Genomic DNA, 10,557 nt, shown 5'->3' on the forward strand with positions numbered 1-10,557 from the left:
AAACGGATTACTAACCCCTTTGGAGGGTCCCAGACTGGTACATTTTTCAATGACCAGAAATGGTACATATTTGGATGGCCATTGACAGTTAGTATTTATATTTATTTTACATAAATATAATACTTTATTAAATTATATCATAATATTATTATTCAATATTTTAAAAATATCCCCGCTGCCCAGCTCTACGACTATCGCCCCCTCAAAAAAAAAGGGGGGGCTGGTTTTATATAATGACACAGTCTGGAAAGCGGGAATCCAGGAGAGGAAGTTACTGTTGCAAGTTGCTAATGCAATTGCCCTGGTATCCAGGGTAAACGCGCAAAATTGATACGCCCTGTTTAGTGTGACAGGGCTTTAGGGTTGTTAGAGCCTAAACGCCCTGCAAGGTTTTCTTTTGTTTCTTTTAAGGCTGCGATAACTTCTTTAGAGAGTTTCTCAAGCTCTTCAAACATTTCTTTAGCACGCTGCTCGTTGCCGGTGTTATAAACAGACACTATCTCTTTGCCCAGGGCATGGAGTCTTTTATGGGGAAGCTCCATAGCGCTAAAGCTGCTCATATGCCCACAGAGTTCTTTTCCATCCGTATAATACCACTGCCCCAGACGACACGCCGTATGATCTAAGAGTGTTTTTGGATCGATAGAGCCTCCGCCTTTTATGCAAAACAATATCTTATTTACCCACATCCGATGGTCTGTCATCGTCAAATCAAGGATTAACATATCACTATCTTTGGTTTTAAATCCGCTTGTAGTCTTGCGGACTTCTTCGGCAGAGACAATCATCTTGTTGACTTCTTTCATAACTTCAGTCGATTCCCTCTCCATTTCCTGAGATATAACTGCGGTTTTTTCTACATTTTGAGCAACTTCATTCGCAGTGGCCGCCTGTTCTTCAATGGCGGAGGCTATGTTTGCAATCTGGTCACGCACCTCTACGGCGGCTATTGCTATTTCGTTTAATACATCGCTGACCTGACTCATCAACTCTGTAGTTTTGCCTACCTCGTCCGAGGCAATTCCCATAGATTTTGCTGTGACTTGCGATCCAGACTGAACGGCTGTGATCTTATCAGAAATCTCCATTGTTGCTATCTTGGTCTTCTCTGCAAGTTTTCTTACCTCATCTGCTACGACTGCAAAGCCTCTGCCCTGTTCTCCTGCCCTTGCTGCCTCAATCGCTGCGTTTAATGCAAGAAGGTTTGTCTGGTCGGCTATGTCGTTTATGACGCTGAGAATATCGCCTATTTCGTTTACACGATTGTTTAATGTTCCTATGAGGGCAGCCAGTTCAGAGGTTGTAGAATTTACAACGCTTACGGTGTCCATTGCGCTGATGGCTATTGCTTTTCCTTTATCTGCTACTTTCATTGAATTGAAGGATGTCTCAGCTGCCTGCGATGCGCTGCCTGCTATGTCGGTTATGGTTTGACTCATTTTCGTTGAGGCAGATGCCATGAGCATAGTCTGAGAAAGCTGTTCCTTTGCCCCATCAGTTGCGCGGTCTGTTTTTTCTCTGACTATATCCATTGTGTTTACAACGTTGTTTATTGAGGTAATGGAGTTTTTGATGACATCGTTGAAAAAATCTATCAGCTTGTTCATATCATTTGCTAATCCGCATATTTCATCATTTCTACCACAGGTGATAGTAAGGCGGAGGTCTTTATTGATAATGCCTGCAACCCGTCCCGACAGATGTTTTATTGGGTTAAGAATCTTCTTTCTGGACAAAACCCACACTAAGGCAAGCACCATGATATTGAAACATACAGATAATATTAAGATAAAGTTAACATTCTGTACATGATTCGCGGAGAGTTTCGCCGCTGCCGCAGTAGCGTCTTCCGTTAATTTGAAAAAATCCTCACTTTCTTTAATTAATTGGCTGCCACGGGAAGGATTAACCCTTGTGTCTGTTATAGTTTGCCTCAGATTTTTCCAGGCCAACTCTACCTTATTCATTTCTGAAATCAACAGCTCATCGGTTGCCTTTTGTATTCCTAATGAGGTGTCTCCATTGATGATACCTTTTATTATTTTCTCTATTGTATCTATTAATTTATCTGCCTCTTCATATTTTTTAATAAGTTCAAATTTTATGAGCCTTTGGGAGCCGCCTCTTATCTTTCCAGAGAAATTAACGGTTTTCCCGTCGTCCATCATGGCCATCAGGTTCTTGTGTACTAAGAATCCGCTTGTCAGTGCGCAAGCAATCAAAACCACAATCACTATATTTATAGATGTACAAACTTTCAGTTACAACCCCCTCTGTTCAAAAAATTGGCGATCACCTTAATGTGCCTCCTCCATCGCCGCTCCTTAGTCCAACCCACACGATGATACCATTTATATTACTTAAATATCAAGCATTTTTGATTTAAATGAATTATTGATTGGTGGAATTGCCACTATTGAGCCGGTCGTGATAACGTATATAGATTATGAATATTGTAATTCGGGCAGATGCGTATCCTGAAATCGGCACAGGGCATCTTATGCGCTCTCTGGCACTTGGGCAGGCGTTTAAGGACTGTGGCTGGCGTGTCACATTTGTTACCTACTGCGAATCGCCAGGGCTTATAGCAAGGCTTTCAGCATCGGAGGAGGGATTTGATGTCCTGCTTCTGAAAGACAAATCTGACTCCGTCCTGCCGCCACATAAAAACTCATGGGCAGTTGCCGATGGTGTTGCATTTGACAGCCGGCTGCATAAATCCATGAAAGACGCTGGCTTTAAACTCATCATCATCGATGACATGGCAGGGCTTGACTTCTATCACGGCGACATCATCTTAAACCAGAACCTGCACGCCCACAGCCTTAGATACAACCACGAAGACGGTGCGAGACTCCTGCTTGGGCCTGAGTATATACTTCTCCGACGTGAGTTTAGCAGAATCAAAAAAATCATCACAGACAAGTGCATTAACGTCCTTATAACACTTGGCGGGGCAGACAGGGATAATTTCACTCAAAAGGTCTTAAATTCTATTAAAACCCTGAGAGATATAAAGATAACCGTAGTGGTGGGTGCGGGAAATCCTAATATTGAATCAATAAAAACCGTAAAGACCGCTGCCCCCGTAACAATCCTCCAAAGTGTAAACGACATGGCAGGCGTCATGGCCTCACAGGACGTTGCCATCACGTCAGGGGGCACTACCGTGTGGGAACTTGCCTTTATGGGCATCCCAAGTGTTGTGGGCAGGATTGCCCCCATTGAGGACTACTTAGTTGAGGGGTTAAACAGGCTGGGATTATTTATTGACTGCGGATGGTTTAAGACCGCCACAGAAGACGAAATCAGGGGGAATCTGTTAAAATTATCTGCGAATATGAAACTGCGAAAGGAAATGTCTGCACTTGCACAAAGACTTGTCGATGGTCACGGGCGAGACAGGGTATTTGAGGCTATGAGGGCTCGAACATGAACACTGATTTTAAAGGCACACGCTGCGTTGTAACAGGAGGGGCCGGGGTAATAGGCAGGGAACTCCTGAGTATTTTGCATGAGGCAGAGGGGAGCGTCCTGTCGATAGATAAAAACCCGCTGCCGACAGATTTTAATACCACACACATAGTAAAAGACCTTGCAACTGACTCCATAGACGAGATAAATGACTTTAGGCCGGAGATTTTTTTTCATCTTGCCGCAGCATTTGAGCGCTCAAAGGAATCGCCAGAGTTCTGGGGCGTCAACTGGAAAGACAACACCATGTTAAGCCACCGCATGGTGGACGCAGCGAGCAGTCTTGATAGTCTGCGCGTATTTATCTTTGCCTCGTCGTATCTCATATACTCCCCAGCGCTTTATATGTCGGATTCACTGCGGCATGACCCGGTTTACCTCAAAGAGGACTCAGCCGTTAGTCCTCGCAATGTCACCGGCGCCTCAAAATATTACACAGAGAAAGAGCTTGGTTTCATTAAGGAATATCTCAGACCGGACTTAAGAACCGTCTCGGCAAGGATATACCGCGTCTATGGCAAAGGCTCCAGAGATGTTATATCAAGGTGGATACGTTCTGCCCTGAGTAACGACCAGCTTGATGTATATAACAAGGACAACCGGTTTGACTACATCTATGCCCGCGATGTGGCAGAGGGGCTTTTCAGACTTGCTCTGGCAGAAGGGGTGGCTGGGGTTGTAAATCTTGGCTCAGGCCAAAGCCACAGCGTCGGAGATGTCATAAATACGCTTTCCTCGTTTACTAATATAAAAATTATCGACCACGGCAGGACTGAAGTCTACGAAAACAGCACGGCAGACATCGGGCTTCTGAAAAATCTCACAAAGTGGCAGCCCCCAACAACCCTTTCGGATGGCATAAGGCATATTTTTGAATATGAACGTGAATCATCACAGGCTGCCACATGATAAATATACTAATCACAAGCGCATCAAGAAAGGTAACCCTTGTAAAATGTTTTAAAGATGCCCTCGTAAAAGAATGCGTTGATGGAAAGGTCACTGCCGCCGACATTAACCCGCTCTCAGCGGCGCTTTATGCAGCAGACGGTCATTTCATTGTCCCGCGGGATGATGACCCAAAATTCATTGCTGCACTGATTAAGATATGTAAGGCTAACAAGATAAAGCTGATAGTGCCGACAAGAGACGAAGAACTCCCTGTGTTTGCAGCCGCTAAGGACAAGTTTTGCTCCATTGGAACAACAGTAATGGTTGCGCCCCCTGAGACAATTACCATCTGCCAGGACAAGAGGCTGTTCGTAAATTATTGTCTGTTTCATGGAATTGGAATCCCACGCTGTTACAACATCTCCCCTGATGGGGTGATTGCAGACTGCATAAGTTACCCGGTCTTTGTAAAGCCGCGCTTTGGGAAAGGAAGTGCTAAGACCGCGCGTGCAGACAATGAAGACACCCTTAGGTATTTGCTAAAGTCTGAGCCGGAGGCAATCGTTGCCGAGTATGTGCGTGCTGATGAGTATACGATAGATGTGTTTACCGATTTTGCAGGGCAGGTTATTTCTGTCGTCCCGCGCCTGCGGCTTGGGGTGTTTGGCGGTGAGTCGTTTATTGGTAAGACGGTCAACAACCCCGTACTTATTGACGCAGCGGCAAGGTTTTCAAGGACACTGGGGCTGATAGGGCATAATACAATTCAGTGTTTTTTGGATGACGGCGAGGTAAAGTTCATAGAGATAAACCCGCGTTATGGCGGTGGCGCATCATTGGGGATAGCTGCGGGGGCAGATACACCGCGATTTCTTATTAAGCTCTTAAAGGGCGAACAGTTAGCGCCAGTGATTGGACAATTCAAAGACGGCCTCTACATGCTCAGATATACACAAGATATATATATAGACGACCCACAGGACATACATTGATAGCAGCGGCACTCTTTGACCTTGATGATACACTCTACAGGGAAATGGACTATGTCGAAAGCGGATTCAGGGCAGCGGCGGGGTTTTTAAGCGGCCACTATGACTTAAAAGAGGACATGGTCTATGATAAAGCGATTGCAATATTCAAGACATTTGGGCGCGGGAAGGTGTTCGATAAACTGCTTGAAACGCTCAATATATTCTATGATGATATGGTCAGACTTCTCATATATATTTACCGCACACACAGACCTGTGATTCGTGCCTATGAGGATGTCGTACCGGTCATCGAGCAGCTGCGGCTCACAGGCGTAAAAACTGGACTGATAACCAACGGCATGGCAATTGTTCAGCAGAACAAGGTCACGGCCCTGGGGATAGCCGGACTTTTCGATGTAATAATATATACGGACGCTATTGGTGCTGAGTACTGGAAACCCTCCCCTGTGCCGTTTAAGATGGCGCTCAATATCCTCAACATCAATGCAAAGGAAACCGTGTATGTGGGTGATGACCCGTCAAAGGATTTTCTCGCGCCCAATGCCCTGGGCATGAAGACTATACAGATTATTCGCAGCTCCGGTATTCATAAACCCACACCTGAAGGACAGGGTTACGCCGCGCAGACAATTATCAGCAGCTTATCTGAATATTTTGGTGCAGCGCATGAAAATAAATGACAGAAAAATAGGCCCCGGTGAGCCGGTCTTTATAATTGCGGAGCTGTCGGCTAATCACGGGCAGGATTTTTCTATTGCCCTTGATACTATTCATGCGATGAGAGAGGCAGGGGCTGACGCCGTCAAACTCCAGACCTATCGGCCTGATACGATAACCCTGGAGTCTGCGCGCGAGTATTTTCAAATAAACCAGGGCACTATATGGGATGGAAAGACCCTGTACCAGCTTTACACCGAGGCGGCTACACCGTGGGATTGGTATCCACGCCTAAGGCGTGCGGCTGAAGCGCTTGGCCTCATATGTTTTTCCTCCCCGTTTGACAAGACCGCGATTGATTATCTGCAGACGATGGACGTACCGGCATATAAAATCGCATCTTTTGAGATTACAGACATTCCCCTGATTCGCTATGCCGCATCAAAGGGCAAACCCATAATACTTTCAACCGGTATTGCCGAATTGCCTGACATAGAGGAGGCAGTTGCGGCAATCAGAGAGACCGGTAACACTGAAATAGCTATTTTGAAGTGCGCCTCTGTCTATCCTACGCCGTTTGAGGAGTTGAATCTTAGGGCGATGCCGTATCTGGCAGAGCGATTTGGCGTACCGGTGGGGCTTTCAGACCATACGACAGGGCATTTGGCAGCAGTTGCGGCAACGGCGCTTGGGGCCTCGATTATAGAAAAACATTTTATATTGGATAAGGCATTGGGCGGCCCGGATGCGGCATTTTCGCTTGACCCGGCGGAGTTTGCGGCAATGGTGAAGGCTGTGAGGGATGCGGAGAGAGCGCTTGGCAGGGCTGATTATACTATATCTGAAAGAGTGGGAAAAAGCAGAGAACACGCCCGCTCACTTTTTGCTGTGAAGTCAATTCAGGCGCATGAGCCTTTTACTGAGGCAAATGTAAAATCAATACGGCCGGGCTTTGGCCTGCACCCACGCTATTTAACTGACATAGTGGGGAAAAAGGCAAAGGCTGCAATAGAAAAAGGGACGCCTCTAAGCTGGGATATGATTGCTGACTAATGTTGATTAAGGCGGTGGGAAAGATTTAAATTTTCGTTGGATTAATCGCCGATATAAATCACTATGACTAAACTTTAACAAGTTACGACTGTGTATCATGGACTAAATCTGAGGAACCACGTCCTAACTCTTTTACATTTTTTTCAATATCTGATATCTGTTGCTTATATATTTCTATATTATTTCGCAGATCATCTCGCAGATTTACAACATCATTTTTATATTTTTCAATATTTTGTGCGTTTTTTTCAATATTTTGTGCTCTTTTGTCAATATCATTTGCCAATTCTGTGACTTCCCTGACTTTACCTTCTGTCAATTTTGTGACTTCCTTGACTTTATCTTCAAGTTTTTCCAACATTGAGTGTCTGTCCCACATGGTAATAGCTACTGCAATAGTTACTGTTGCAATAAATATCGCAATCAAGCCGCCAAAATATGAGTCAAGCCGTGTATCTGCTTTGCCCAAACTGGCCTTTGTACAATTCAAATCATCTTCAATAACTATTAGTCGTTTCTCAATGCGGATTAATTGCTCAGTGTCAGTATTGTTATCCCCTACTTATATTTTGACAACAATCTACTTCTCCCAAGCATTGTTATTGTGTAACTGGCTATTGACAATGAAATATTAATTGTGATAGATTGAAGAGATGGAAGGGAAAGGCAAACCTAAGATGTTCTTTCCATTTAATGGTATAATTAGAGTTAGCCAATACACTGTACTAATTATTTACGAATGAGGTTAAGAAGGTTATGGAATCAACTGAATTTAACTGGATACACTTATCTGATTTGCACTATAGCCACAAAGTAAAAAAGCCTTTGTGGCCGCAGGTCGAGGATATATTTTATAATGATTTAGAGGTGCTTTATGATAATATAGGCCCATTCGATGCTGTCATCATCTCAGGCGATTTAACTCAAAGCGGAAGAAACGAAGAGTTCGAAGGAGTTTATAATAGGTTACAAGAGCTTTTTGAGAAGCTGAAAAACCTTGGTTCACGAAATGTTAAGTTTTTATGTGTACCAGGAAATCACGATTTGGAGAGGCGCTATAGTGAAGACTCTAATATTTTAGCAAACTGGTTTTTGAATGATGAAATAAGAAAAGTATTTTTCTCTGAGCCAAAAAGTAAAGCTATGCGATTTGTAGAAGAAAGATTTTCAAATTATACTAAATTCCTTAAAACATCTGGATTGCCATTTCCTAGTGATATTAAAGAGGGAATAATTCCAGGTGATTTTTCTGCAACTATGGAAAAGAACGGGTATCGGTTTGGATTTATAGGGTTGAATTCTGCTTTTTTACATCCGTCGGATGAGGCTAACAAACACAATACTGCTGTAGATGTTAATCAGATTTACCGTGTTTGTGATGGTAGTGTTAGTTCGTGGTGTAATGAGAATCATATTAATATGTTAATAACACATCATCCGCCAGAGTGGTTATCTGGAGCTGATAAACAGACAGAAGTCCATAAATCTTTTAAATCTGATATAGCCCCGACTGGTAGATTTCATGCCCATTTATTTGGACATGTTCACAAGTCAAGAAGTATCATTTACTCTGTTGGGAAAGGTGGCTTAAGATGGGAATTTCAGGGTGTATCATGGTTTGGGGTTGAAGACGGGGAGACTAAAAGAATTCATGGTTACAGCGCTGGTAAAATAATCGTTGGAGATGAAAAAGGCATTATTCAGTGGTGGCCAAGAAAATTAGTTAAAAAGATTGATGGTAGTTATCAAATAGGAGTTGATAATTCCTTTATTCTCAAAGAAGATAATGATTTTGTGGAGTCAGGTTTCTTTGATATAAAAAGCTATAATGCTAACCCATTAAAGAAAAAAAACAAAGTATCTATGACTAAAGCACCTCAACCTTGTATATCTTATCCTAAAGCTCTATCTTCCTTAGTTGGGCGAGATGAGGTAATAAATAAGACAACTACTTTACTGAAAGACCCAAAAAGGCGGTTGATTACACTATTAGGAGCACCGGGAATCGGTAAGACAACTATCGCTTTGGCCATGAAAGAGAAGGTGACAACAGATTTCAAAGACGGTGTTTATTTCTGTTCATTTCAAGGAGTTGAGGCATTAGACGGTCTTATTGCAACAATTAACGCTGCAGTTGCACACATACAGGACGCCAGAGAGGAAACTTTGCTTAGTTACTTACAAGATAAAGACTGTCTTTTGATTTTAGATAATTTCGAAGACCCTCTTGTCGACAGGAGTAATGTACAAAGGTTTCTTGAACAATTATTAGGACAAACGTGCAGAATTAAGCTGCTTGTCACAACCAGAGAGATGCTGGGCCTGGCAGGGATAGAAACAGTTATCTCTGTAAACACTTTAGCCAGAGTCGACTCAGAAAAACTTCTTAAAAAATTGGCAGATGAGCTTAATTTGACAAATTATTTAAATAGAGGAGATTTACAGAGCCTTCTTAATGAGTTAGGAGATGTTCCGTTAGCGATAGTGCTGGCTGCTCCTAACCTTGCTTTAGAGGTTGATAGTTTAACGGAGGAATTAAGAAACCAAAACCTCGATATTTTATGTAGATATGGAATAAATGTTGAAGATACCAGTAAAGACCAAAGCATTGCCAAGAGTTATTTACTTTCTTATTCTAAAATCAGGGACTTTAATGAAGAATCATTATTTCTTATCTGTTCATTATTTCCCGCAGGGCTTAATAAAGCTGACGCTCAAAGAATCCTTCCAGCGCTCAGACCGCAGAATTTTCAGGCGCTTGTGTCAAAATCTCTGATATTAACTGCTGATGGGAGCACGTACTCAATGCTTGCCCCAATACGAACCTATGCATACGGGATATTTAAGAAGATGATCGGTGAAAATAAAATAGACATAGGTATCGTTGAACGATGGATAAATTTATGTGTCAATAAATCGATTGAATATAATAATACATCTCATGGAAAGGGCAAGAGAGCGATTAAAGAGCTGATTAAAGAACGTCCAGATATGTTCAGGGTAATAGACTACCTGATTTCAAAATCTGAGCAAGATGTTCTTTTGAAAATACTTTTTAACTTAACTGATTTTTTAGGATTTGTTGGAATAACGAAAGAGGTTATGTCTTCTTTAGAAAAAGCAAGGAAATTATCAAACAATGTTGGGGATATTGTAGGCGAGGCTAACTGCATTTATCGTATGGGTGACATTCTTTTCAGAGAATATAGAAACAGTGACGCTTTGGCTTCTTACAACACTGCGCTGCCTCTTTTCACACAGGTTGGGGATATTTTAGGCCAGGCCAACTGCATTTATCGTATGGGCGACATTCATTTCAGAGAATCAAGAAACAAGGACGCTTTGATTTCTTACAACACCGCGCTGCCTCTTTTCAAACGGGTTGGGGATATTGTAGGCCAGGCTAACTGCATTTATCGTATGGGCGACATTCATTTCAGAGAATCAAGAAACGAGGACGCTTTGAATTCTTACAACACCGCGCTGCCTC

8 protein-coding genes are annotated in these 10,557 nt (G+C 42.8%); 6 read left to right on the forward strand and 2 right to left on the reverse strand.

Going from position 1 to position 10,557, the window contains the following annotated elements:
- Positions 1-341 precede the first annotated feature (341 nt).
- Complete coding sequence (locus ASN18_RS01500; protein ID WP_157072774.1) at positions 342-2,228, reverse strand: methyl-accepting chemotaxis protein; 1,887 nt, start codon at positions 2,226-2,228, stop codon at positions 342-344.
- A 218-nt stretch (positions 2,229-2,446) separates the two neighbouring features.
- Between ASN18_RS01500 and pseG the strand changes: the two genes are divergently transcribed.
- The 5 genes from pseG to pseI are packed head-to-tail and all read left to right on the forward strand — an operon-like array spanning position 2,447 to position 7,067.
- On the forward strand, positions 2,447-3,436 hold the full coding sequence (gene pseG, locus ASN18_RS01505) for a UDP-2,4-diacetamido-2,4,6-trideoxy-beta-L-altropyranose hydrolase (protein ID WP_085050839.1): 990 nt from the start codon (positions 2,447-2,449) through the stop codon (positions 3,434-3,436).
- A complete protein-coding gene (locus tag ASN18_RS01510; protein WP_085050840.1) occupies positions 3,433-4,383 on the forward strand; it encodes an NAD-dependent epimerase/dehydratase family protein in 951 nt (316 codons plus the stop codon). Before pseG ends, ASN18_RS01510 begins: the two co-directional genes overlap by 4 nt.
- Positions 4,380-5,357: an ATP-grasp domain-containing protein gene (locus ASN18_RS01515; protein ID WP_236861423.1), complete on the forward strand. Its 978-nt coding sequence runs from the start codon at positions 4,380-4,382 to the stop codon at positions 5,355-5,357. Before ASN18_RS01510 ends, ASN18_RS01515 begins: the two co-directional genes overlap by 4 nt.
- The gene (locus ASN18_RS01520) at positions 5,354-6,037 is read left to right on the forward strand and encodes an HAD family hydrolase (protein ID WP_085050841.1); all 684 of its coding nucleotides are present in this window, start codon (positions 5,354-5,356) and stop codon (positions 6,035-6,037) included. Before ASN18_RS01515 ends, ASN18_RS01520 begins: the two co-directional genes overlap by 4 nt.
- Complete coding sequence (gene pseI, locus ASN18_RS01525; RefSeq protein WP_085050842.1) at positions 6,024-7,067, forward strand: pseudaminic acid synthase; 1,044 nt, start codon at positions 6,024-6,026, stop codon at positions 7,065-7,067. Before ASN18_RS01520 ends, pseI begins: the two co-directional genes overlap by 14 nt.
- Positions 7,068-7,149: 82 nt before the next feature.
- On the opposite strand, the gene ASN18_RS01530 is transcribed toward pseI, so the two are convergent.
- A complete protein-coding gene (locus ASN18_RS01530; RefSeq protein ID WP_085050843.1) occupies positions 7,150-7,557 on the reverse strand; it encodes a hypothetical protein in 408 nt (135 codons plus the stop codon).
- Between the two features lie 266 nt (positions 7,558-7,823).
- Between ASN18_RS01530 and ASN18_RS01535 the strand changes: the two genes are divergently transcribed.
- Positions 7,824-10,557: metallophosphoesterase (locus tag ASN18_RS01535; protein WP_157072775.1), on the forward strand; the 2,734-nt coding region annotated here is incomplete at its 3' end.

Origin of the sequence: Candidatus Magnetominusculus xianensis, assembly GCA_001541255.1 — a bacterium.
Lineage (GTDB): Bacteria > Nitrospirota > Thermodesulfovibrionia > Thermodesulfovibrionales > Magnetobacteriaceae > Magnetominusculus > Magnetominusculus xianensis.